The organism is Microbacterium sp. Cr-K20 (assembly GCF_000708325.1).
In the GTDB taxonomy this organism is placed as follows: domain Bacteria; phylum Actinomycetota; class Actinomycetes; order Actinomycetales; family Microbacteriaceae; genus Microbacterium.
Genome location: NZ_JARE01000050.1, coordinates 1 through 21,327, shown reverse-complemented (window position 1 = coordinate 21,327; position 21,327 = coordinate 1). Strand labels below are relative to the sequence as shown.

Here is a 21,327-nt window from a genome sequence, read left to right as displayed (position 1 = left end):
CTCACCAGAAGCGCTCGGGCTCCTCCACCGGGGGACGATCCGCGCCACCCCATCGGTCGGCTTCGGCCTTCGCCGCATCGGCGGCCGCGTCGGCGCCGCGCAGCGCGATCTTGGCTCCGGTCGCTCCGGGGCCGATGGGATCGACCAGCAGAGTGGTGCGCGCCCCGATCCCGCCGATGGTCACCGTGCACTCCAGCACCCGGCCGATCCATCGCGAGAAGTCGCCGCCCGGCTCCTCCGTGCGGCGGTAGCGGATGCCCGTGTCGAGGTCGACGAGAGCGAGGACGACGGGTTCACCGGTGAGCGGATCGACCTGCTCCGTCACCTCGACCCGGTGGCCGTGGGTGATGGCGACCTGAGCGGGGAGCACGAGCATTCTGTCCATGAGTCCACCCTAGGCATCGCCGCCGGGAAGACAACAGGCGACCGGAATCGCAACATTCGTAAATTTCTTTGTCCCCCAAATGGCGGACAAGCCGATTAAGCGGTACTCTGCTCAGGTAGCGGGGGCTACAGGCTGAGATCTGGGGAGATCAGCCGAGAGCGCAGCGAGAACTTCGCCGCCTCCCCAACCGTCCGGGAAGGACGGTCAGCCCTCTCGGCGGTACCGTCTGGGGCGGATCGTTCGGGAGGGCATACCCCCCCCGCCGACTAGCCCTGATCCCCGACGTGACCCGGTGCCGTGAGCGACAGCACCCGCTCGACGAAGGCGGCGTACTCGTTCATGTAGTGCTGGAGGAACTCGCGCGTGCGGGCATCCTTCACCTCGCCATCCGGACCGAAGGCCTCGGGATCGAACGTGATGTACGCCTCCGGGGCGTTCAGCTGCGGGGCGTTGAGGAAGCTCAGGACGCTGCGCATCGACGACTGCATGACGGCCGTACCGATGGCTCCGGTGGAAGCGCCGATGATGCCGGTGGGCTTGCGGGCGAAGGAGTTGTGGCCCCAGGGGCGGGAACCCCAGTCGATCGCGTTCTTCAACGCACCGGGGATGGAGCGGTTGTACTCGGGCGACACCAGCAGCAGCCCCTCGGAACCCTCGATGGCGCGTTTGAATTCCGTCACCGCGGCTACCGGATCGAGCTCATCGTCGCGGTTGTAGAGCGGGAGGTCCCGGATCGGGATCTCGACGAGCTCCAGGCTGGGCGGCGCGAGCCCCACGAGCGCTTTCGCGAGAATCCGGTTGATCGAGTCCTGCGCGAGACTTCCGATGAGATAGCCGATGCGATGCGTCATGGTGTGCTCCGCAGGGAGGGCAGTCGGTCGAATGCGTCAGCGTGATCCCCGCGTCCTTCCATTTCCAGGATATCTCCGGGATGGGGGCTTGCCGCAAGGCCCCCTCCCTGCGGCAGAATCGACCCTCGCTCGTGCGATCCGGCCCTCGCGCGTGAAGGAGACCCATGCCTTTCGATCCCTTCCACCTGCCCGAGAATCTGAGTGCGAAAGCCACCCCCGCCCTTCTCGATGCCGACCGCGAGCATCTCCGACGGATCGCCGACACCCTGGAGGAGCAGCGCGCCGAGGTCGCCCGACGTCTCGCCGAGGTGCGCCGCCAGCGTGCGGGATTCGGCGACAGTGCCGTGGACCGCGACCTGGAGATCCGACGCCTGAGCGGGAGGCTCCGGATCCTGCAACGGTTCGGCATCGACATCTGCCTGGGCCGGATGACGCCGGCAGAGGGCGAACCGATCTACATCGGTCGCACGGGGCTGGCTGCGGCGGACGGCACCCGGCTGCTCGTCGATTGGCGGACCCCGGCGGCCGAACCGTACTTCGCCGCGACCATGGAGGATCCGCGCGGCATCGTCTCGCGTCGTCGATACCGCTGGACTGACGGGCTCATCAACGACTACTGGGACGAGGCGCTCACCCCCGCCGGGTTCGACGGCGCAGCGTCCCTGGACGATCAGTCCGCGTTCATCGCCAGCCTCGGCACGCACCGCACCTCGCGGATGCGCGACGTGCTCGCGACGATCCAGGCCGACCAGGATGCGATCATCCGCACGCCCTCGCCCGGTGCGCTCGTCGTGGACGGCGGTCCGGGCACGGGAAAGACGGTCGTCGCTCTGCACCGGGCCGCGCAGCTGCTGTACGCGGAACCGCGCCTGACACAGGGCGCAGGGGGCATGCTGCTCGTCGGGCCGAACGCGCACTATCTCGCCTATGTGGAAGACGTGCTGCCGAGCCTCGGCGAGGACACGGTGCGACTGTGCACCCTGCGTGACCTGGTGCCCGAAGGCGTGACAGCCGGCGAGGAGCCGGATCCGCGCGTGGCCTCACTGAAGGCCTCCCTCTCCCCCGACCTGATGCTCGATGCCGCGGCGCGGTCTTTCGAGCATCCGCCGCAGCATGCCACGCGCTTGGAGTCCCCCTGGGCCGACCTCTGGCTGAGCCGCCAGGAGTGGGTCGAGGTGTTCGCCGCCGCCGACCCCGCAGCGTCGCACAACGAAGCGCGCGACGAGGTGTGGGAGGAGATCCTGGAACTCCTGGTCGATCAGGTCGACGACGAGGAGGTGCCACCGCACGCGATCCGGCGTTGGCTGCGTCAGGACGACGAGCTCACCGGGACGTTCGTGAGGGCCTGGCCGCTGCTGTCCCCAACCACCGTGGTGGAGCGGATGTGGAGCTCACCCGATCTGCTCCGGCAGAGCGCTCCGGGGCTGTCCACTGACGACGTCGCGCTGCTGCACCGGGAAGGGACGGCGCCGTGGACCACGGCGGACCTCCCGTTCCTCGACGCGGCGCGGCGCCGCATCGGCGACCCGGAATCCGTGCGCGAGGAGCACCGCCGTCAGGCCGTGATCGCCTCGGCGCAGGAGCAGATCTCCCACGTCGTCGACCACCTGATCGAAGATGACGACAGCGAGATGAAGGTGATGTCGATCCTGCGCGGGGAGGACGCACGGAACGTGCTGCTCGGCGTCGACGCCCCGCCGGCACTCACACCCGACGAGCTGGCCGGCCCCTTCGGACACATCGTCGTCGACGAAGCACAGGAGCTGACGGATGCCGAATGGCGGATGCTCGTCGCCCGCTGCCCCTCGCGCAGCTTCACGGTCGTCGGCGATCGCGCGCAGGCACGGCACGGCTTCACCGAGACCTGGGAGGAGAGGCTCATGCGCATCGGTCTGCGCGATGTGCGGATCACCCACCTCGGCGTGAACTACCGGACACCGGCGGAGGTGATGGAGACGGCGGCACCCCTGGTGCTCGCGGCGATCCCGGACGCGAACGTGCCGACGTCGGTCCGCGAGAGCGGGGTCCCGGTCCGGTTCGGCGAGACCGCATCGCTGCCGGCGGTGCTGGATGCCTGGCTCGACGCGCATCCCGACGGCGTGGCGTGCGTGATCGGCGACCCCGGCTTCGCACCGACCGACAGAGTGCGGTCATTGACCCCCGAGGGCGCGAAGGGGCTCGAGTTCGACCTGGTCGCCCTCGTGCGGCCGGAGCAGTTCGGCGACGATGTGACCGGCGCTGTCGACCGCTACGTCGCCATGACCAGGACCACTCGAGAGCTGGTCATCCTGCGGTGAGCGGCGGAACCGCCGCCGTCAGGCCAGCGCGTCACGCAGCGCGAGGAGGTGGGCGCGGCTGAGGTCGGCCGCGCCTTTCGCGTCACGGTCGGCGATCGCCTGGGCGAGCACGGCGTGCGCCTCGTGGTCCTCGTCGCCGCCGTACACGCGGCGGATGCGGAGCATCTCGATCATGGCCTCCCGCAATCGCGGGGTGAAGCTGTCGAACAGGTCGAGCAGGACCGGGTTGTGGGCTGCGGCGACGATGGATCGGTGGAAGACCGTGTCAGCGTCGACGTGGCTCTCGATGTCGGAGCGGCGCGCGGCGCGATCGGCCAGAGCGCGGCGGAGGGCGCGCAGATCGGCGGGCGTCCGTCGTGACGCGGCGAGCGCCGCTGCCTCGGTCTCGATCGCGACCCTCGCCTCGATCACCGCGACGACTCCGGCCCGGCGGAGGACGGAGTCCCAGTCCTCCGGGGCGTCGAGGGCAGTGACGAAGACCCCCGCCCCCTGCCGCGACGCCAGCACTCCGCGCCCGGCGAGCTGACGGATCGCCTCACGGACGGTGGAGCGCCCCACCCCGAGCTGCGGTGCGAGCGTCGTCTCTCCGGGCAGCTTCTCCCCCAGCGTCCACTCTCCCGCGCGGATCCGTTCCAGCAGCAGCTCGGCGGCCTGATCCGCCAGCGGTGCGCGCTTCACCTGTGCCATCGGCCATCCGATCTCTCGCCTCGACGCCTCGTCTACTTGTCTGAGGAGTTCTGCTACAGTCTAGCCATGTTCATGTCAGAGCACCTTCTTCTTCGCCGCCACGGCGGGGCATAGCCGGACCGGCTCCCCGTCGTGGAGTCGGACATGCGCCGGTCGCCTCTCTGAACGAAGGAAGCAGCACCGCCATGACCACGACCCCCGCCTCCCGCATCTCCACGCCGGCCGGTCCGGTACCCGCACACGCACCGTCCTGGAACCGGCAACGGCACTCGCAGATGCCCTCGCACCGCTACCGCGACGTGTTCTCGCGAGTGGAAGTTCCCCTGATCGAGCGCGACTGGCCCACACACCGCCTGACTGCGGCGCCCCTGTGGGTGCCCGTCGACCTGCGCGACGGCAACCAGGCGCTCGCCGAACCGATGGACCCCGACCGGAAGCGGCGCTTCTTCGAGCTGATGGTCTCGATGGGCTACAAGGAGATCGAGGTCGGATACCCCTCGGCGTCGCAGACCGATCACGACTTCGTCCGCCTCATCGCCGAGAGCGACATCGCGCCGGACGACGTGACCATCGTCGTCTTCACCCCGGCCCGTCGCGACCTCATCGAGCGCACGGTCGCCTCCATCCGCGGCATCCGCAATCCGGTCGTGATCCACATGTACACCGCGACGGCTCCGACCTGGCGCGACATGGTCCTCGGCTACGGCGAAGCAGATCTGAAGCAGCTCATCCTCGCCGGCGGTCGCGACGTGCTCGAGTTCGCGGGCGACCTGCCGAACGTGCGGTTCGAGTTCTCGCCCGAGGTGTTCAACCTCACCGAGCCCGACTACGTCCTGGACATGTGCGACGCCATGACCGACCTGTGGGATGCGACTCCCGAGCGCCCGGTCATCCTGAACCTGCCGGCGACGGTCGAGGTGGCGACTCCCAACGTGTACGCCGACCAGATCGAATACATGCACAAGAACCTGGCTCGCCGCGATGCGGTGATCCTCTCGGTGCATCCGCACAACGATCGCGGTACCGGGATCGCCTGCGCAGAGCTGGCCGTGCTCGCCGGAGCTCAGCGGGTGGAAGGCTGCATCTTCGGGAACGGCGAGCGCACCGGCAATGTCGACATCGCCACCCTCGCTCTCAACCTGCACGCACAGGGCATCGACCCGATGATCGACTTCTCCGACATCGACGAGATCCGCCGCACGGTCGAGTACTGCAACCGGATCGAGGTGCATGCCCGGCATCCCTACGTGGGCGACCTCGTGCACACGGCGTTCAGCGGGACCCATCAGGATGCGATCAAGAAGGGCTTCGCCGAGCACCGCGCCCGTGCGGCGGCAGAGGGGCGCCCGGAGCACGAGGTCGAGTGGCGGGTTCCCTACCTGCCGATCGATCCCGCCGACATCGGACGCGACTACGACGCGGTGATCCGTGTGAACTCGCAATCCGGCAAGGGCGGCATCGCCTACCTGCTGGAGACCGAGTACGGCGTCGAACTGCCCCGGCGCCTGCAGATCGACTTCGCCCGCCACGTGCAGCACCACGCGGATGCGACCGGTGCCGAGATCACCGCCACTCAGCTGTGGGACGTCTTCGGAAGCACCTACCTCCCGCCCGCATCCGATGCCGCCGCCGTCGAGCTCCTCGCCTACGACATCGCCGAGCGCGCCGGGCGCACCCACACCGCCATCACGCTGCGCCTCGACGGATGCGAGCACGTCACCGACCACACCGAGGTCGGCCCCGTCGAGGCCCTCACCGCCGCACTCGATGCCCGCGGCATCCATGTCGATGTGGTCAGTCTGCATCAGACCAGCGTGGGCTCGGGCAACGAGAGCGACGCGCTGACCCTGCTGGAGCACCGCTCTCCGGGAGGGAGCCGATGGACCGCCGGCCAGGGGCGCTCGGTGCTGGCTGCCACCATGTCCGCCGTGATCGCGGCCGCGAACAGCATCCATACACCCGCACCGGTCGCCAGCGTCGGCTGACGGAGCACGATTCCGGGCCGCCCCGCACGGGAGGACGCAGCGGTTGCGTCCTCCCGTGCGGGGCATCCGCCTACTGCTTGTACATCGCCGCCCGGAGAACCGTGGCCGGGTCGATCAGATGATCATGGCTGTCCTGCCCCGCCTCGAGCTCCACCCAGCGGATCTCCCCGGAGAACGCATTGGCCGCGCCCGCCGGGTAGTCGTCCGTGACCGGCGAGAGGCTGTCCTGCCCGACGTCGGTGTACTCATACCCGAAACCGATGCCCTCGGTCCGCTCAACCCGACCCGATCCGACCTCGATACCGTCGGTATACAGGGTCACGGCGCCGCCCTTGCCGAGACCGCCGCCGTCATAGGCGAACTCGATCCGCACCTGGTGGTCGCCCGGAGGCACGGCGTCCGCGCCGCGGATGTGCGTCCATTCGAGCCCGAACAGGTTGTAGCAGAACGTCGGCGCTCCCTCCTTGAGGTAGAACGCCCAGCCGCCGGAGTGTCCACCGAGATTCAGCAGCACGCCGTTCGACCCACCCTCGGGCACGGTGATCTGCGCGGTGAGCGACCACGAGCGATTCCGCCAGTTCACGACGTGCTGCTCGAGCAGTGACCCCATACCGGGGCGGAGGATCTGCTTGTCTCCCACGAGGGTCGGACGACCGGCGATGTCCGGAAGCACCCGCTCGAAGGAACGGTCGTCGAGCGGAAGCGCGTTGTAGCGCGTGGCCTCGATCAAGAACTGGCGCTGGAGCTCGGCGAGCTTGGCCGGGTTCTCGGCTGCGAGATCTCGGGCCTGGGTCCAGTCGGTCGAACCGTCGTAGAGCTCCCACACGTCATCGTCGAACGCGATACCGACGTCGCCCGTGGTCTGCCAGGGCGTGCGGTGCTTGGTGACCGCCGACCAGCCGCGGTGATACACCCCGCGATTGCCGAAGATCTCGAAGTACTGGGTCTCGTGTCGCTCCGGCTCGTCCGCGCCGTCGAAGCTGAAGCGCATCGACACCCCCTCGAACGGCTTCTGCGCCACGCCGTTCACGAAGTCCGGCTCGGGCAGACCTGCCGCGTCCAGCACGGTCGGGGCCACGTCGATGACGTGAGAGAACTGGTGGCGGACTTCGCCTTTCGCCTCGATCCCGTTCGGCCAGTGCACGATCGTGCCGTTGCGGGTGCCGCCCCAGTGCGACGCCACCTGCTTGGTCCACTGATACGGCGTGCACATGGCGTGCGCCCAGCCGACCGCATAGTGCGGCGAAGACTCCGGACCGCCGATCTCGTCGATCCGCTCCATCAGGAATTCGGGCGTCTCGATCTCGGCCATGCCGTTCAGGCTGATCAACTCGTTGAACGTCCCCTGCAGGGTTCCCTCGGCCGAGGCGCCGTTGTCGCCGATGATCACGTACACGAGGGTGTCGTCGAGTACTCCGAGCTCTTCGAGCGCGTCGATCAGCTTTCCGACGTGATGATCCGTGTGCTCCAGGAATCCGGCGTAGTTCTCCATCTGCCGCGCGAGCACGGGCTTGAGCGCATCGTCCATGTCGTCCCACGCGGGGATGATGTCGTGACGCGGTGTGAGTTCGGCATCCGCGGGGATGACCCCGAGCTCCTTCTGGCGCGCGAAGGTGCGCTCGCGCTGGACATCCCACCCGTCGTCGAATGCGCCCTTGTACTTGTCGGCCCACTCCTTGGGAACGTGGTGCGGGGCGTGCGTCGCGCCCGGTGCGAAGTACATGAACCACGGCTTGTCCGGCACCAGCGAGGTCTGCTGATTGACCCACCCGATGGCTTTCTCGGTCAGATCCTCGGTGAGGTGATACCCCTCCTCCGGCGTCGCGGGAGGGTCGATGCGGGTCGTCCCCTCGTGCAGCGTCGGGTAGTACTGGTCGGTCTCGCCACCGAGGAACCCGTAGAAGTACTCGAAGCCGTTGCCCGGCGAGGGCCACCGGTCGAACGGCCCGGCCGGACTCGTCTCCCACACGGGCACCTCATGGCATTTCCCGAGCTGCGCCGTCGAGTAGCCGTTCAGCTTGAGGATCTCGGCGAGCGGTGCGCAGGAGTTCGGCCGTATCGAGGAGTACCCGGGCGCAGCGGTGGCCATCTCGGTGATGCCGGCCATGCCGAGGGTGTGGTGGTTGCGGCCACCCAGCAGCGCTGCCCGTGTCGGCGAGCAGATCGCGGTGGTGTGGAAACGCGAGTACTTCAGCCCGTTCGCGGCGAGCTTCTCGAAGGCCGGGGTGCGGCATGGCCCGCCGAAGGCCGAAGCCGCACCGAAGCCCACATCGTCGATCAGCACGATCAGGACGTTCGGGGCCCCCGCTGGAGGACGCAACGGCTGGATCGCCGGGAACTTCGCATCATCGCTCTTCGCGTCGTACGAGATCAGCCCCGCGTACGCGCGGTCCGGGATCGGGAGCGTCGTCCGCGCCCGCTCGGTGTTGTCGCCCATCGTCTGCTCCTGTCTCCTGCCCGCGGATCCGGTCGGGCGCTTCGCGCCTTCAGCCATCCTGCCCAGGGGCGGATGCCGCGAGGCCGATGCCCTCACCCGAATCGGAGGAGGGCATCGGCGGTGCACGGGTTCAGTGCACGAGGGCCTTGAGCACGACGAACGCGATCCCGAACGACGCCGTGACCAGCGCACCGAGCACGCGGATGATCTGGGGGCTCCCGCGGCGGAGGAAGGCGACGTAGCCGAGGAAAGCGAGGATCACGACACCGGACCAGAGCGCGAGGTCGTTCGCGAATCCATCGGGGATGACACGGGTCGTCCCCGCGAGCAGGATGAGTGCCGGTACGGCCGCCGAGCTGAGCATGCCGAGGGAGTGCGTGACCGACGCGGCGAAAGCTGCCCGCACGCCGACCCTGTCTCCGCGGGCTCGCTCGTCGCGGTCGCTGACTCGCGCCACGGTGCCGGCGTAGACGTGGGCGCCCCAGAACACGAGGACCGTGACCGCGACGGAGACGAGCACTGTGTACGAGGTCTCGCCGTGCGCGGATGACACGGCCACGAGACCGCTGACGAGGATGGTGCCGTAGACGGCCGCCTCCGTCCCGAACCCGGGGCGCAGCGCACGATGCACGCGCAGGATTCCGTCGTCCGCCGCCGACCTCCCCGTCTTCAGCCCCGAAGCCGCTTCCGCACGCCGGGCACCGTCGTCCTCGATTCCGCTCATGCGTGCGCCCGTAGCGGGACCTTCACGTCGCCGCCGGCCTCCTCGGTGATCCGCGCGCCCATCTGGACGAATGTCGGCTCGGCGATGAAGCCGCCGGCGAACAGCGCCTGTCCTTGCACGAACTCCGCGGAGCGCCGGATGGCCCCCTCCGAGGCGAAACCGAAGACGTCGGCGAGCTCGGCGAGGTCTCGTGGCGCATTGACCCGCATCAGGGCGAGGTTGTCGCACTGCGAGAGCACGTTCGGATGGATCTTCGTCGGCCGCTGAGTGGAGAGCAGCAACCAGAGTCCGAACTTCCGCCCCTCGGCCGCGATCTGCACCAGCTGCTCGGTGAGCGCCCGTTCGACCGCGGTCTCCGGATGAGGCGAGCACAGGTTGTGGGCTTCGTCGATGACGATGAGTATCGGCCGCCGCTCCTCACGTCGAGACCACAGGTGCTCGAGAACCGCCAGAGCGGCGACCTTCGGTTCCGGCCGATGCTCGAAGCCACCGAGGTCGAGCACCGTCGCCCGCGGGCGTCGATCGATCGTGTCCACCACCGACGAGGCCCCGCGGGACCACAATTCCCAGTCCAGGACCTGCAGGTTCTCCATCCGATTCGCCAGCCCCACCCGGGCGGGGTCGTTGGACGCCCGCAGATCGGGGAGCATGTCGCGCGCGTCGAAGCTCTCGGCCTCCTGCTCGACATGGATCAGCGCGTTGTACTGCTCGGCGTCGGCTATCGGATCGATCCGCAGCACGGCCGCCTTCGAGGATGGCACCAGATCGACGAAGCGCACGTGCAGCCGATCCGCGTCGCCCGCGCCTGCGCCGGAGCGGAAGACGCGGATGTCCGCCTCGGCGATCCGCGACACATCCGCGTCGTTCGCCGTGGCCCTCGTCTCGCGCAACCGGGTGAAGTCGCCGTTCGGATCGAGGATGAGCATCGGCAGCTCCGTCTCCAGCAGCAACTGCTCCAGCAGCACGCCGAGCGCGTACGTCTTGCCGCTCCCGCTCTGACCGACCCAGAAGGTGTGGCGGTTGAAACGCCGCGCGTCGAGTTCGGCTCTTGCCCCGGCATCGCCGAGAACAGTTCCGATCGTGAGGTTCGTCATCGTCGCGGTGCGCCCTTTCGTTCACGGTGTCCTGGCGATGATCGATATCATCCTCGATCCCGCGGCTGGGCGCCAGAGTCGGCGGCGTTGCGTCACGGGATCCCGATCGCGAAGCCCGGGGCCCAGGCCACGACCGCGTAGGACACGAACGGAGCGATGGCGAGCAGAATCACCCCGGTGACGAGCACGCCCCGCTCTCACCCGATGACCTTGCCGGGGTTGAGGATTCCGGCGGGGTCGAGCGCGGCCTTGATCGCTCGATGCATGTCGAGGACGGCGGGAGCGAGCTCTGACACCAACCCCTCGCGCTTGAGCAGACCCACGCCGTGCTCGCCGGTGACCGTGCCTCCGAGCGCGAGGGCGGCGTCGATGATCTCCGTGAACGCCTTCTCCGCGCGAGCGCGCGCCTCGTCGTCACCGGCCGGAACGACGAGGAGCGGATGCAGGTTGCCGTCGCCCGCATGCGCGATGTTGGCGATGAGCACGTCATTCGCGAGTCCGATGGCCTCGATGCATCCGAGCATCTCCGCAACGGCGGCTTTCGGGACGCACACGTCTTCGGTCAGGACAGGACCGAGGCGTTCCAAGGCCGGATAGGCCAGTCGTCGGGCGGCGAAGAGCGCCTCCCCCTCGGCCTCGTCCGTGCTCCGGTCGGCCCACGTGGCACCGCCGTGCTCGAAGGCGGCCAACAGTGCGGCGGCCTCTTCCTCCCCTGCGGCGCCCGGGGTGTCCACACGCCCGAGCAGCACGACCGCGGCATCGGCCGAGAGCCCCATGTTCTTCCAGTCGTCGACCGCGCGCAGACAGTTCCGGTCGATCAGCTCCAGCGCCGACGGCGTGAGCCCGGCAGCCGCGACCTCGCGCACCGCCTCCCCCGCGTCGGTGAGCGAGTCGAAGAACCCGGCGATCGTCTGCTCGGGCGGGCGAGCCGGCCGCAGTCGCACCGTGATCTCGGTGACGATACCGAGCGTCCCCTCGGATCCGACCAGAAGACCGGTCAGGTCGTATCCCGCGACGCCCTTCGCGGTGCGGCGTCCCAGACGCACGAGCTCTCCCGTCCCGGTCACGACCTGCATCCCGAGCACGTAGTCCCGGGTGACGCCGTACTTCACGCAGCAGACCCCGCCGGCATTCGTCGCGACGTTGCCGCCGATGGTCGACCAAGGCGAGCTCGCCGGATCCGGTGGATACCAGAGGCCGTTCTGGGCGACGCGGGCGCGGAGGTCGTCGTTCACCACCCCGGGCTGCACGACGGCGAGGCGCTCGAGCTCGTCCACCTGGAGCACGGCGTTCATCCGCTCCAGGGAGATCACGACGCAGCCGGGGAGCGCGTTGGCACCGCCGGAGAGCCCGGTGCCCGCCCCACGGGCGACGACCGCGGTGTCATGGCGCAGGCATGCCCGGACCACTGCCTGCACCTCCTCGGGGGTGCGCGGTCGCACGAGGCAGGCGGGCTGCGACCACTCCGCCCACTCGGCGTCGTCGTGCGCGTAACTCTCGAGCACATCCGGGTCCGTCGTCAGACGGTCGGCGGGAAGAGCCGCGGAGAGATCGGCGAGGAGCGCGGACTCACTCACGGGCATCGTCGCCGTGGATGGACCCCGAGCGCGTGTGGCAGGTCTTGAGGTAGCTCAGGAACGAGGCCTGCAGCCCGGTGAGGTGGGTCTCGTGCAGCATGGCCCTCGAGACGTCCCCCGCGCGTCCCCTCGCATGCAGTTCTTCGAGGACGGTGAGCAGGTTGCGCCCGATCTCCCGGTAGATGGGAATCTCTCCGAACAGCTCGGCTTCGTTCAGCGTGACGTGCAGCCGCCGAGCGGAGGAGGCGGGATCGTGGTTCGAAAGCGCGGCGATCAGCGGGAACACCTGGCTGTCCGTGGCCGCGACACCCGGGCTGCCGGCGCCGAAAGTCGCGAACGGAGACGTCGCCTGCAACCAGGCGTACAGGGCGAAGAGACCTCCGTAGGAGTAGCCGAAGAGCCCATGACCGGTCTCGCTCACACGGAACTTCGACTGCAGGAGGGGGTGGAGCTCCTCCGTCAGGAATTCGAGGAAGACGTCGGCGTGGGTGTCGGCCAGCTGGGCGAGGTAGACGTCGACGTGCTCCGGGGTCATCGCCCCGGAGTCGCGGGCGGCCGTGAGCGTCCTGCGCATCTCGTCGCCCACGGGTTCTCCCGGCGGCACGAGGTCGCGGTTGCGAAGCTGGGCCCACTGCGCGGCCTCGTCACCGGCATAGCCGACGCTGACCTGGATGTAGGGAGCGATCGTGAGGTAGGGGTCCGCCTGGGTGACGATGAGCGGGGCCGTGAGCCCGACCGCCCAGTTGCCGTCCGTCACGTAGATCAGCGGCAGGGGCTCGGCGGATTCCGCATAGCCCGGGGGTGTCGTCACCCAGACGGCGTAGCGATGCCCCGACCGTGCCGTGACCTCGAGGTACTCCGTGTCGGCCAAGCAGCCGTTCAGCATCGCGCTCACTGGGTGTCTCCCTTCATGATGCGGCCGGCCTTCACGACGAAGGCGGCCATGTCCGGATCCGCGAAGATGCGGGCGTCGTCGAGCGGGTTCCGCTCCCACGCGACCATGTCGGCCGCCATCCCCACGCGGAGCATCCCGACGGTGTCTCCGATGCCGAGGATGTCGGCATTGACGCGGGTGGCCGAGACGAGCGCCTGCATGGGCGACTCCAGCTCGGCGCGCAGTCGCAGCTCCTCGCCTCTGCGGTATTGCTCGGGTCCGAGGAGGTCAGAGCCGAGGCCGATCCGCATGCCCGCTGCGCGGGAGATCTCGAGCGCGTTCGCCATGCGGCGACGAGCGCCGGCCAGGCGGTCGCGTGTCGATGGGTCCACGTCGAGGCTCCCGGGGTCCATGATCTGATCGACCACCGCGAAGGTGGGGACGAGCGCCACGTCGTTATCCCGCATGAGCTGTGCGGTCGGCTCATCGATGTCCGTGCCGTGCTCCACGCAGCGCACGCCCGCCTGCACCGCATTACGGATGCCGGCGTTGTTGTGCGCATGCACGGTCACGTAGGTGCCGCGCGCGGCGGCCTCCTCGACGGCGACCGCGATCTCCGCCACCGTGAACTGCGTGTCGTCGAGGCGGTCGTGACCCCCGACGACACCGCCCGTGACGCACAGTTTCAGGAACGTCGCCCCGCGCCGGAACGACTCCCGCACATTGCGCCGCAGCTCGTCGGCGTTACCCGACATGAGGGACAGGGCCGTGAGCCCGGGGATGTGGTGCGTCTCCCACAGCTCGGTCGGCTCCCACGCCGCCCCGTAGTAGCCATGTCCGCCGGTCTGACACTGCACGGGGCCGCACGACAGCACCCGCGGACCACGGACCTTGCCCTTCGCGATGACGTCGACCACTCCCCCGTCGATGCCTCCGGTGTCGCGCACGGTGGTGAATCCCGCGTCGAGGGTGCGGCTCGCGGTGTGGAAGATGTCGGCGGCGATCTCGGCGGCCGAGAGCTGGAAGCCGAACTGCGCGCGGATCGGGCTCGAGAGTCCGAAGTGCACATGGGCGTCGATCAGGCCGGGCGTCAGCAGCATGCCGTCGAGGTCCACGGTGGTCGCGCTCGCCGGAGCCGATCCGATCCGGGTGATCACGCCGTCTTCCACGCAGACGTCCGCGGGCGAAGGCTCGGCGCCGGACCCGTCGGCGATGATCCCGCCTGCGAACCAGATCTCGGTCATGACGCCTCTTCCGAGAACGACTGCGTCCTCAACAGTGGTGAATTGGTTGTGCGCTAACGTACTCAACAGTGGTGAAGAAGTCAACGGAGGCAACATGCGAGCACCGGTGGGCGAAGGAAGGGCACGGCTCCTGGAGGCGCTGTTCGACGAGTTCGGCGAGAACGGCCCCAGCCCGAACCTGTCGATGCGGCAGGTGGCGGAGCGCCTCGGCGTGCACCACACGCTGCTGACCTACCACTTCGGTTCGCGGCCGGGTCTGCTCAGCGCTGTGCTCTCCGAAGCACGCCGCCGCGACAATCTCATGATCGCGGCGACGAGCGAGGGCCTCGGATTCATCGATCTGTTCCGGGCGATCTGGGACTTCTATTCGAGCCCAGCACAGGAGGAGCGGACCCGTGCGTTCTTCCACCTGATCGGCCTGGCCGTCTATGAGCGCGGCGCCTACGACGAGTTCGTGGCCGATCTCGACGATCTGACGCGTCTCCTCGAAGCAGCTGCCCGCCGCGACGGATTCACGGCGACGGATGCCGCGCAGTCGAGCCTCGTCGCCGTCGCCGGCATGCGCGGACTCCTGCTGCAGCGACTGCTCAGCCCCTCGGCGGAGGTGGATGCCGCCGCAGACCGTTTCATCGCATCGTTCACGAAGGAGTCGACGACATGACCCAGGGCTACTCTCACATCGTCATCGGCGCCGGAGCCATCGGATCCGCGGCCGCCTACTGGCTGGCGCAGGGCGGTGCAGAGCGCGTTCTCGTGCTCGAGCAGTTCGAGCTCGGCCATGCCTTCGGCTCCTCCGGCGACCATTCTCGGATCATTCGCCGCGCCTACCATCGCGAGGAGTACACCCGGCTCACGGATGCGATGTTCGCCGCCTGGGCCCAGGTCGAGGAGCGTTCGGGCCTTCAGGTCTACACGAAGACCGGCGGGATCGACCTCGCGGCCGCGGGCAGCCCCGGCGCGGCGGAGATCGACGGGTACCGCCGGGCGATGGATGCCGCGGGCATCCGCTACGACGAGCTGACGATCGACGACATCCGCACGCAGTATCCGCAGTGGAACGTGAGCGACGACACGATCGGGATCCATCAGGCGGACGGCGGCATCCTCGACATCCGCCGGTCGGTGTCCGCTCATGTGTCGCTCGCACGGGCCGCCGGGGTCGAGTTCCGCTCGGGGGTGGTCGTGACCGGCGTTCAGGTCACGACGGGAGGGGTCACGGTCACGACGTCGGAGGGTTCGTTCGACGCTGGCCACCTCGTCGTCGCCGCCGGTTCGTGGCTGGGCGACCTCATGCCTGACCTCGGCCTCTCCTTCGATCTCACGCTGAGCCAGGAGCAGGTCGGGTACTTCTCCTCATCGAACCTCGCGGAGTTCACTCCGGACAGGTTCCCCATCTGGATCCATCACGCCGACGAGGTGCACTACGGGTTCCCCGTCTACGGCGAAGCGGCGATCAAGATCGCCCGGGACATGCGCGGGCGCTTCATCTCATCGTCGGGGCGCACGTTCGTCCCCGACGACACGGAGCCGCTGCTGCTCCACGACTTCCTCCGGGAGCACCTTCCGGCCGCCGCCGGCCCGCTCCTGGTGAGCAAGACCTGCGTGTACGACATGCCCGCCGACCGCGACTTCGTGCTCGACACCATCCCCGGCCATCCCCATGTCGCCGTGTTCAACGGCGCCGGCCACGCGGGCAAGTTCGCGAGCCTGATGGGGCGGATCCTCGCCGAACTGCTGACCGTCGGCCGCACCGAGCACGAAATCTCCGCGTTCAGCCTGCGGCGGCCGGCGATCGTCGACCCCGACTTCGTGCCCGTCTTCCGGCTGGGGCCGGGGTGACGGGACGGCGGGCGCGTCAGCCTCATCCAGCAGTGCTGTCCCGCACCCCTGAGCGGAGGATGAGACCTCGGAGAAATGCGGCTGTGTCCTCCCAACCTGCAACGGCTTTGCAGGGGACGCCCATCGCGAGCACCGGATAGTCGTTCCCGTCGACGTCCAGACGGTCGCCGACGAAGAGCATGTCGTCGAGCGGGATGCCTGTCTGCTCGACGAGCCGCTTCATCCCGTAGGCCTTGTCGATACCGCGCTCGGTGATGTCGACCGAGGTCGAGCCACCCGACCGCACCTCCAGCTCCGGGAGGCGAGCGGCGACGGCGGCGCGCAGCGCATTCTTCTTCGTTCCGGTCGGGTCCCACGCGGACTTGGCACCGACGGGAGCGTGCTGGCCCAGCGCGGAGAATGTGACTTGCGACCCTCGGTCTTCGACGATCTCGCCCCAGGGCCTGGTCTCCCACAGGCCGAGTCGCCGAGCCTCCTCCTCCACTACAGCCATTGCCTCGGCTCGGGCGTCTGCGGCGAGGCTGCGGGCGTACACGGTCTCGACGCCGGCGAGTCCGATTCGGTAGTACTGGGTTCCGCAGGCAGGAAGCAGGTGAAAGCTGGAGAGAGTCGCGGCATCCGCCTCGGGCAGTCGATCCACGACTTGAACGAGGAACTGCTCGAGGCTTCCTCCCGAGATGATGGCGACGTCGATGCGGCCGGCGAGCGCACACAGCAGCCTTCCCATCACGGGGTGGATAGCGCTCTTCGACGGCGCGAGCGTGTCGTCGAGATCGAACGCGATCAGACGGGGAGCGCCGTCGTTCATTCGTTCCCTTCTGGGAGGGTCTCCGACGGCATCGGCACCTTCGCCGTGCTTCCCCGCACCACGAACTCGACCGCGGGCAAGTCGATCGGCGCGTGCTCCCGCTCTTCGATCAGCGCCACCAGTGTGCGGGCGCAGGCATTGCCCCACCGGAAGACGTCTTGTCGCACCGTGGTCAGCGGCGGTGTGATGTACGGCGCCAGCGGGATGTCGTCGAATCCCACCACCGAGAGGTCCTGCGGCACACGCAGACCCCGGTCGATCGCTGCCGAGATTCCCGCAATCGCCATGATGTCGTTGGCGTAGATGATCGCCGTCGGCGCTTCCGTCTGGTCGAGCAGCTCGTGCGTGGCTCGTGCTCCCGATCCTCCGGTGAAGTCCCCCTGCGCCACACCACCCGGCTCAAGCCCGAGCCGGCGCATCTCCGATTCCCAGGCTTCACGGCGCACGCGCGAGTGCACGTACCTGTCGCCCCCGGCGACATGGGCGATGCGCTGGTGACCGAGCGCATGCAGATGACGGACGGCGCGCCGGACGCCGGCCGCGTCGTCCAATCCGATGGGAGCACTCCCCTCGCCCTCGGGCGATCCGAGGACGACGTAGGGCACACCCAACGCAGCGAGCGCGCTCGGCCGCTCGTCGTCGACACGAAGGTCGGTGATGAACACTCCGTCGACGCGCGCTTCTCGCGCGAACCGCGAGTATGCCTCCTTCTCGGCGTCCTGTCCGTCTACGACCTGAAGCACCAGGGCATATCCGACCGTCGAGAGGTGGCTTTCCACACCGGCGACGAACTGAGCGAAGAATGGATCGGTGCTGACCAGTTCAGGGTCACGGAGGATCACGAGCCCCAGAGCCTGTGCGCGGCTCCGCGACAGGGCACGCGCTCGCGCATCCGGACGCCACTCGAGTTCACGGGCCGCCTGGAGGATGCGCTCCTTCGTCTCCTCACCCACACCTGGCCGACCATTGAACGCGAACGACACCGCGCTCTTGGAAACGCCGGCCCGAGCTGCGACGTCATCGATCGTCACCTTGCGGTCGCGCGGAGCCGCCGCCGCCGCGATGGAGTCTCTCGCACCCGTACCACTATCCGGCGCTTCGGAGGGGGTCGCTGTCATGCTCGAATCGTATCCCACGTTTAGCCGGATTTAGTCACTCTGAGATCTCCAATATGGCCTGTGTCGCGCCGAATCCCGCCGACATGATCAGGGCGACCCCACCAGTTGACCAGATTGACCAAAACCGGTTTACTAAGAGAGTTGTCAACGCCGGGACCCGTCCGAGATCGATGCACGGGCACTCGGCGGACGGTCGCATCAGTGAGGAACACACGCCATGGGCAGTGACGCACCAGCGCAGGAATCGAACGTCGGGGTCCGCCGACGCGGCAGCACGCTGCGTCGCTGGCTCGGCGAGAATCCGCTCGGCCTGCTGTTGAGCGCCCCCTACATGCTCTTCGTCATCGTGGTGTTCCTGATCCCCTTCGGCTTCGGCATCTGGATGTCGGTGCACGACTTCTACTTCACCGCCCCTGGGGTGGAGGTGCCCCACCCCTTCGTGGGCTTCGAGAACTTCGCGACGGTCCTCGGCGACCCCGTTGTGCATCAGGCGTTCGGCAACCTCCTGATCTTCCTCGTGATCAACGTGCCACTCACCGTCGTCCTCGGACTGCTGCTCTCGTCCGGTCTCGACGCCGTCGTGCACTGGAAGGGCTTCTTCCGCATCTCGTACTACGTTCCGTACGTGACGGCATCCGTCGCGACGCTCGCGGTCTGGATCTTCCTCTTCAACGGCAACGGCGTCGTGAACTCGATGCTCGGATCGCTCGCGCCCGACCCCTCGTGGCTCGCGAACCCGGCCCTGATCATGCCGCTCATCGCGGTGTACGTCACGTGGAAGAACCTCGGCTTCTACATCCTGCTCTACCTCGCCGCGCTGCAGAACGTGCCGAAGGAGCTGCACGAGGCCGCGCAGCTCGACGGGGCAGGACGCTGGCAGCGCTTCCGCTCGGTCACGCTCCCCGCCGTGCGCCCCGTGACCTCCCTCGTCGTGCTGCTGTCGATCATCACCACCGGCCAGATCTTCACCGAGCCGTACCTGCTGACCGGCGGCGGGCCGAACGGCGCATCGATGACCCCGGCGCTGCTCATGTACCAGCAGGGGATCCAGCAGGGGAAGCCTGATATCGCCGCCGCGATCGGGATGATCCTCGTCGTCGCCGTGATGATCGTCTCGCTCGTCTCGCGCCGCATCACGGAAGGCAGGACCCGATGACCGCCACGACCACCCGGGCGACGCGCCCCGGCCGCAGCGGCCGGGTGATCTCCGCCCTGAGATTCGCCCTGCTCCTCGTCGGAGCCCTCGCCGCCCTCGTGCCGTTCTACTACATGGTGATCGGCGCCCTCCAGCGCAAACGCGACACCAGCCTCCTCGGCCTCCTCCCGCTGCCGCAGAACCTCACCGTCGACAACTTCGTCGAGATCAACGAATCGGTGAACCTGTTCGGCTCGCTGCTGAACTCGCTCATCTTCACCGCCGGCGTGGTCGGCTGCACGCTCGTGTTCGGGCTGCTCGTCGGCTATGCGCTCGCAGTGCTGTCGTTCCGAGGACGCGGGCTCGTGTTCGCGCTCGTGCTGCTCGTGCAGGCGATCCCGTTCCAGTTGCTCATGATCCCGCTGTACGTCATGGTCGTGCGCTACTTCGGCCTGGCCGACAACTTCATCGGGATGATCCTGCCGTTCGCGATCAACTCGGTCGCCGTGCTGATCTTCCGCCAGTACTTCCTGCAGATCCCCCGCGACGTGTTCGACGCCGCACGCATCGACGGGGCCAGCGAACTGCGCATCCTGCTCCTCATCGCGGTTCCGCTCGTGCGCCCGGCCGTGCTCACGGCGATGCTCGTGACGTTCATCGGACCGTGGAACGAGTTCCTGTGGCCGTTCCTCGTCACGAAGGATGCGACGAAACAGACTCTCGCTGTCAGCCTCGCGAACTTCTCACAGACGAACGGCTCGTTCCTCGAGAATCCGATGGGAGCGGTCCTCGCGGGCGCATGCGTGCTCGCCGTGCCGGTGGTCGTGCTGTTCCTGATGTTCCAGCGACACTTCACGTCCGCGAACCTCGGCTCCGCCATCAAGGGCTGAGCCGTCGACCCCGAAACACCCCGAAAGCAAGGCAATGACCCCATTCCCCTCCTCCGCTCCGACGACTGCGATCCCCTACGCCCTGACGCGACTGGGCACGATCATGACCGCCGACCCCGCCGACCCGCTCGAGGCCGAGGGCGTCCTCAACCCCGGCACCGCCTGGGGGCCGGACGGCGAGCTCTACCTCTACCCACGGGTCGTCGCAGAGGGCAACGTCTCACGAATCGCGCGAGCCCGCGTCATCATCGAGGACGGCGTGCCGACGGGTGTCGAGCGCCTCGGCCTCGTGCTCTCCCCCGACGAGCAGTGGGAGCACGGCCACCAGAACGCCGGAGTCGAAGACCCGCGCATCACCTTCCTGGAACCGCTCGGCCTGCACGTCATGACGTACATCGCCTACGGACCGCTGGGGCCACGACCGGCGCTCGCGTACTCGCGCGACACCGTCACGTGGCACCGTCTCGGCCCGATCCAGTTCGCCTATCAGCCCGAACTCGCGACCGACCTGAACCTGTTCGCCAACAAGGACATCGTCTTCTTCCCCGAGCCGGTGCCCGGTCCTGACGGGAAGCCGCGCATCGCCGTGCTGCACCGCCCGATGTGGGATCTCGACTGGCTGCGACCCGGCGAGGGGGCACGACCCCCGGCAGGCATCGACGAAGTACGTCCCTCGATCTGGATCGGCTACATCGACCTCGACCAGGCGACGGCAGACATCACGGCCCTGACGCGCCTGCACGACTCGGCGATGCTCGTCGGGCCCGAGATGTCCTACGAGAGCGCGAAGATCGGCGCCGGACCCTCGCCGCTGCGCGTGCCGGAAGGCTGGCTGCTGCTGCACCACGGCGTCTCGGGCGCCACTCCGAAGGGCTTCGAGCTGGCCTACGGCTCGCGCTACTCGGCAGGTGCGATCCTCCTCGACGCGGAGAACCCGCGCCGCGTGCTCGCCCGCTCGGCGGAGCCCCTGCTCGCACCCGAGACCGCGGAGGAGCTGCAGGGAACCCTCGGAAACGTCGTGTTCCCCACTGCGGTCGAGGAGATCGGAGGACGGACGTTCGTCTTCTACGGCATGGCCGACTCGTCGATCGGTGTCGCGGAGCTCACCCGCCTCTGATCCGCAGCCTTCGAAGGGCCGTCTCCTGATCGGGGAGGCGGCCCTTCCGCATGCGTGGTCCGAACATGGGCCTGGCGTTCGCGCGAGGGCACCGACGAAGGGGCCGCCTCCCTCGGGAGACGGCCCCTGCGTCGGTGCCGCGGTTCAGTCGCGGGGCTGCCGTCGCGCCTTCATCGCTACAGCGCCCGAGAGCAGCAGCAGCAGCGCCATGGCGAGCGTCCACGGCAGCCAGGCGAGGTCGCCTCCGGTGGCGGGGAGCGCGCCG

18 protein-coding genes are annotated in these 21,327 nt (G+C 68.4%); 7 read left to right on the top strand and 11 right to left on the bottom strand.

Annotated elements, in window-relative coordinates; all coding sequences use genetic code 11:
- Window position 1 precedes the first annotated feature (1 nt).
- Window positions 2-385 (bottom strand): hypothetical protein, encoded by a 384-nt coding sequence (locus GZ67_RS0110915; RefSeq protein ID WP_029261526.1) that lies wholly within the window; start codon window positions 383-385, stop codon window positions 2-4.
- 266 nt (window positions 386-651) lie between these two features.
- Window positions 652-1,236, bottom strand: a complete 585-nt coding sequence (locus GZ67_RS0110910; RefSeq protein WP_029261525.1) for an NADPH-dependent FMN reductase — start codon at window positions 1,234-1,236, stop codon at window positions 652-654.
- Window positions 1,237-1,400: 164 nt separating this feature from the next.
- Here GZ67_RS0110910 and helR point away from each other — a divergent pair, with 164 nt between their 5' ends.
- Window positions 1,401-3,533, top strand: a complete 2,133-nt coding sequence (gene helR / locus GZ67_RS0110905; protein WP_029261524.1) for an RNA polymerase recycling motor ATPase HelR — start codon at window positions 1,401-1,403, stop codon at window positions 3,531-3,533.
- Window positions 3,534-3,551: 18 nt separating this feature from the next.
- Here helR and GZ67_RS0110900 read toward each other — a convergent pair whose 3' ends face one another.
- On the bottom strand, window positions 3,552-4,220 hold the full coding sequence (locus GZ67_RS0110900) for a FadR/GntR family transcriptional regulator (protein ID WP_029261523.1): 669 nt from the start codon (window positions 4,218-4,220) through the stop codon (window positions 3,552-3,554).
- A gap of 185 nt (window positions 4,221-4,405) precedes the next feature.
- Here GZ67_RS0110900 and GZ67_RS0110895 point away from each other — a divergent pair, with 185 nt between their 5' ends.
- Entirely contained in the window at window positions 4,406-6,205 is a 1,800-nt protein-coding gene (locus GZ67_RS0110895) for a 2-isopropylmalate synthase (protein WP_029261522.1), read from the top strand.
- 70 nt (window positions 6,206-6,275) lie between these two features.
- On the opposite strand, the gene GZ67_RS0110890 is transcribed toward GZ67_RS0110895, so the two are convergent.
- The 6 genes from GZ67_RS0110890 to GZ67_RS0110860 form a co-directional block, all read right to left on the bottom strand.
- Complete coding sequence (locus tag GZ67_RS0110890; RefSeq protein ID WP_029261521.1) at window positions 6,276-8,642, bottom strand: arylsulfatase; 2,367 nt, start codon at window positions 8,640-8,642, stop codon at window positions 6,276-6,278.
- A 130-nt stretch (window positions 8,643-8,772) separates the two neighbouring features.
- On the bottom strand, window positions 8,773-9,366 hold the full coding sequence (locus GZ67_RS0110885; protein ID WP_051662489.1) for a hypothetical protein: 594 nt from the start codon (window positions 9,364-9,366) through the stop codon (window positions 8,773-8,775).
- Window positions 9,363-10,460, bottom strand: a complete 1,098-nt coding sequence (locus GZ67_RS0110880; protein WP_029261519.1) for an ATP-binding protein — start codon at window positions 10,458-10,460, stop codon at window positions 9,363-9,365. Before GZ67_RS0110880 ends, GZ67_RS0110885 begins: the two co-directional genes overlap by 4 nt.
- A 197-nt stretch (window positions 10,461-10,657) precedes the next feature.
- The gene (locus tag GZ67_RS0110870; protein WP_442921936.1) at window positions 10,658-12,037 is read right to left on the bottom strand and encodes an FAD-binding oxidoreductase; all 1,380 of its coding nucleotides are present in this window, start codon (window positions 12,035-12,037) and stop codon (window positions 10,658-10,660) included.
- A complete protein-coding gene (locus GZ67_RS0110865) occupies window positions 12,030-12,923 on the bottom strand; it encodes an alpha/beta hydrolase (protein ID WP_231481792.1) in 894 nt (297 codons plus the stop codon). The genes GZ67_RS0110870 and GZ67_RS0110865 overlap by 8 nt, the downstream gene beginning before the upstream one ends.
- Before the next feature lie 5 nt (window positions 12,924-12,928).
- A complete protein-coding gene (locus GZ67_RS0110860; RefSeq protein ID WP_029261517.1) occupies window positions 12,929-14,155 on the bottom strand; it encodes a metal-dependent hydrolase family protein in 1,227 nt (408 codons plus the stop codon).
- A 94-nt stretch (window positions 14,156-14,249) separates the two neighbouring features.
- Here GZ67_RS0110860 and GZ67_RS0110855 point away from each other — a divergent pair, with 94 nt between their 5' ends.
- Together GZ67_RS0110855 and solA are read left to right on the top strand one after the other, a co-directional pair.
- Window positions 14,250-14,816 carry a TetR/AcrR family transcriptional regulator gene (locus GZ67_RS0110855; RefSeq protein WP_029261516.1) on the top strand — a complete coding sequence of 189 codons (567 nt, stop codon included), beginning with the start codon at window positions 14,250-14,252 and terminating at the stop codon, window positions 14,814-14,816.
- Window positions 14,813-15,994, top strand: a complete 1,182-nt coding sequence (solA, locus tag GZ67_RS0110850; RefSeq protein ID WP_036303257.1) for an N-methyl-L-tryptophan oxidase — start codon at window positions 14,813-14,815, stop codon at window positions 15,992-15,994. Before GZ67_RS0110855 ends, solA begins: the two co-directional genes overlap by 4 nt.
- A gap of 22 nt (window positions 15,995-16,016) precedes the next feature.
- Here solA and GZ67_RS0110845 read toward each other — a convergent pair whose 3' ends face one another.
- Together GZ67_RS0110845 and GZ67_RS0110840 are read right to left on the bottom strand one after the other, a co-directional pair.
- Window positions 16,017-16,802: an HAD-IIB family hydrolase gene (locus GZ67_RS0110845; RefSeq protein ID WP_036303254.1), complete on the bottom strand. Its 786-nt coding sequence runs from the start codon at window positions 16,800-16,802 to the stop codon at window positions 16,017-16,019.
- Window positions 16,799-17,920, bottom strand: coding sequence for a LacI family DNA-binding transcriptional regulator (locus GZ67_RS0110840; protein ID WP_081859974.1), 1,122 nt, complete (start codon window positions 17,918-17,920; stop codon window positions 16,799-16,801). Before GZ67_RS0110840 ends, GZ67_RS0110845 begins: the two co-directional genes overlap by 4 nt.
- 217 nt (window positions 17,921-18,137) lie before the next feature.
- On the opposite strand from GZ67_RS0110840, the gene GZ67_RS0110835 reads away from it, so the two are divergent.
- The 3 genes from GZ67_RS0110835 to GZ67_RS0110825 are packed head-to-tail and all read left to right on the top strand — an operon-like array spanning window position 18,138 to window position 21,062.
- Entirely contained in the window at window positions 18,138-19,076 is a 939-nt protein-coding gene (locus GZ67_RS0110835; protein ID WP_036303250.1) for a carbohydrate ABC transporter permease, read from the top strand.
- Window positions 19,073-19,945, top strand: a complete 873-nt coding sequence (locus tag GZ67_RS0110830; protein WP_051662488.1) for a carbohydrate ABC transporter permease — start codon at window positions 19,073-19,075, stop codon at window positions 19,943-19,945. Before GZ67_RS0110835 ends, GZ67_RS0110830 begins: the two co-directional genes overlap by 4 nt.
- 34 nt (window positions 19,946-19,979) lie before the next feature.
- Window positions 19,980-21,062, top strand: coding sequence for a glycoside hydrolase family 130 protein (locus GZ67_RS0110825; RefSeq protein WP_029261510.1), 1,083 nt, complete (start codon window positions 19,980-19,982; stop codon window positions 21,060-21,062).
- Window positions 21,063-21,327 lie beyond the last annotated feature (265 nt).

What these genes read in the sequence shown, in the direction of transcription:
- GZ67_RS0110865 (WP_231481792.1), bottom strand. Translation starts at nt 12,923, where the DNA reads ATGCTGAACGGCTGCTTGGCCGACACGGAGTACCTCGAGGTCACGGCA.
- GZ67_RS0110825 (WP_029261510.1), top strand. Translation starts at nt 19,980, where the DNA reads ATGACCCCATTCCCCTCCTCCGCTCCGACGACTGCGATCCCCTACGCC.
- GZ67_RS0110885 (WP_051662489.1), bottom strand. Translation starts at nt 9,366, where the DNA reads ATGAGCGGAATCGAGGACGACGGTGCCCGGCGTGCGGAAGCGGCTTCG.
- helR (WP_029261524.1), top strand. Translation starts at nt 1,401, where the DNA reads ATGCCTTTCGATCCCTTCCACCTGCCCGAGAATCTGAGTGCGAAAGCC.
- GZ67_RS0110910 (WP_029261525.1), bottom strand. Translation starts at nt 1,236, where the DNA reads ATGACGCATCGCATCGGCTATCTCATCGGAAGTCTCGCGCAGGACTCG.
- GZ67_RS0110830 (WP_051662488.1), top strand. Translation starts at nt 19,073, where the DNA reads ATGACCGCCACGACCACCCGGGCGACGCGCCCCGGCCGCAGCGGCCGG.
- GZ67_RS0110845 (WP_036303254.1), bottom strand. Translation starts at nt 16,802, where the DNA reads ATGAACGACGGCGCTCCCCGTCTGATCGCGTTCGATCTCGACGACACG.
- GZ67_RS0110890 (WP_029261521.1), bottom strand. Translation starts at nt 8,642, where the DNA reads ATGGGCGACAACACCGAGCGGGCGCGGACGACGCTCCCGATCCCGGAC.
- GZ67_RS0110895 (WP_029261522.1), top strand. Translation starts at nt 4,406, where the DNA reads ATGACCACGACCCCCGCCTCCCGCATCTCCACGCCGGCCGGTCCGGTA.
- GZ67_RS0110835 (WP_036303250.1), top strand. Translation starts at nt 18,138, where the DNA reads ATGGGCAGTGACGCACCAGCGCAGGAATCGAACGTCGGGGTCCGCCGA.
- GZ67_RS0110860 (WP_029261517.1), bottom strand. Translation starts at nt 14,155, where the DNA reads ATGACCGAGATCTGGTTCGCAGGCGGGATCATCGCCGACGGGTCCGGC.
- GZ67_RS0110915 (WP_029261526.1), bottom strand. Translation starts at nt 385, where the DNA reads ATGGACAGAATGCTCGTGCTCCCCGCTCAGGTCGCCATCACCCACGGC.
- GZ67_RS0110855 (WP_029261516.1), top strand. Translation starts at nt 14,250, where the DNA reads ATGCGAGCACCGGTGGGCGAAGGAAGGGCACGGCTCCTGGAGGCGCTG.
- GZ67_RS0110880 (WP_029261519.1), bottom strand. Translation starts at nt 10,460, where the DNA reads ATGACGAACCTCACGATCGGAACTGTTCTCGGCGATGCCGGGGCAAGA.
- solA (WP_036303257.1), top strand. Translation starts at nt 14,813, where the DNA reads ATGACCCAGGGCTACTCTCACATCGTCATCGGCGCCGGAGCCATCGGA.
- GZ67_RS0110900 (WP_029261523.1), bottom strand. Translation starts at nt 4,220, where the DNA reads ATGGCACAGGTGAAGCGCGCACCGCTGGCGGATCAGGCCGCCGAGCTG.
- GZ67_RS0110840 (WP_081859974.1), bottom strand. Translation starts at nt 17,920, where the DNA reads ATGACAGCGACCCCCTCCGAAGCGCCGGATAGTGGTACGGGTGCGAGA.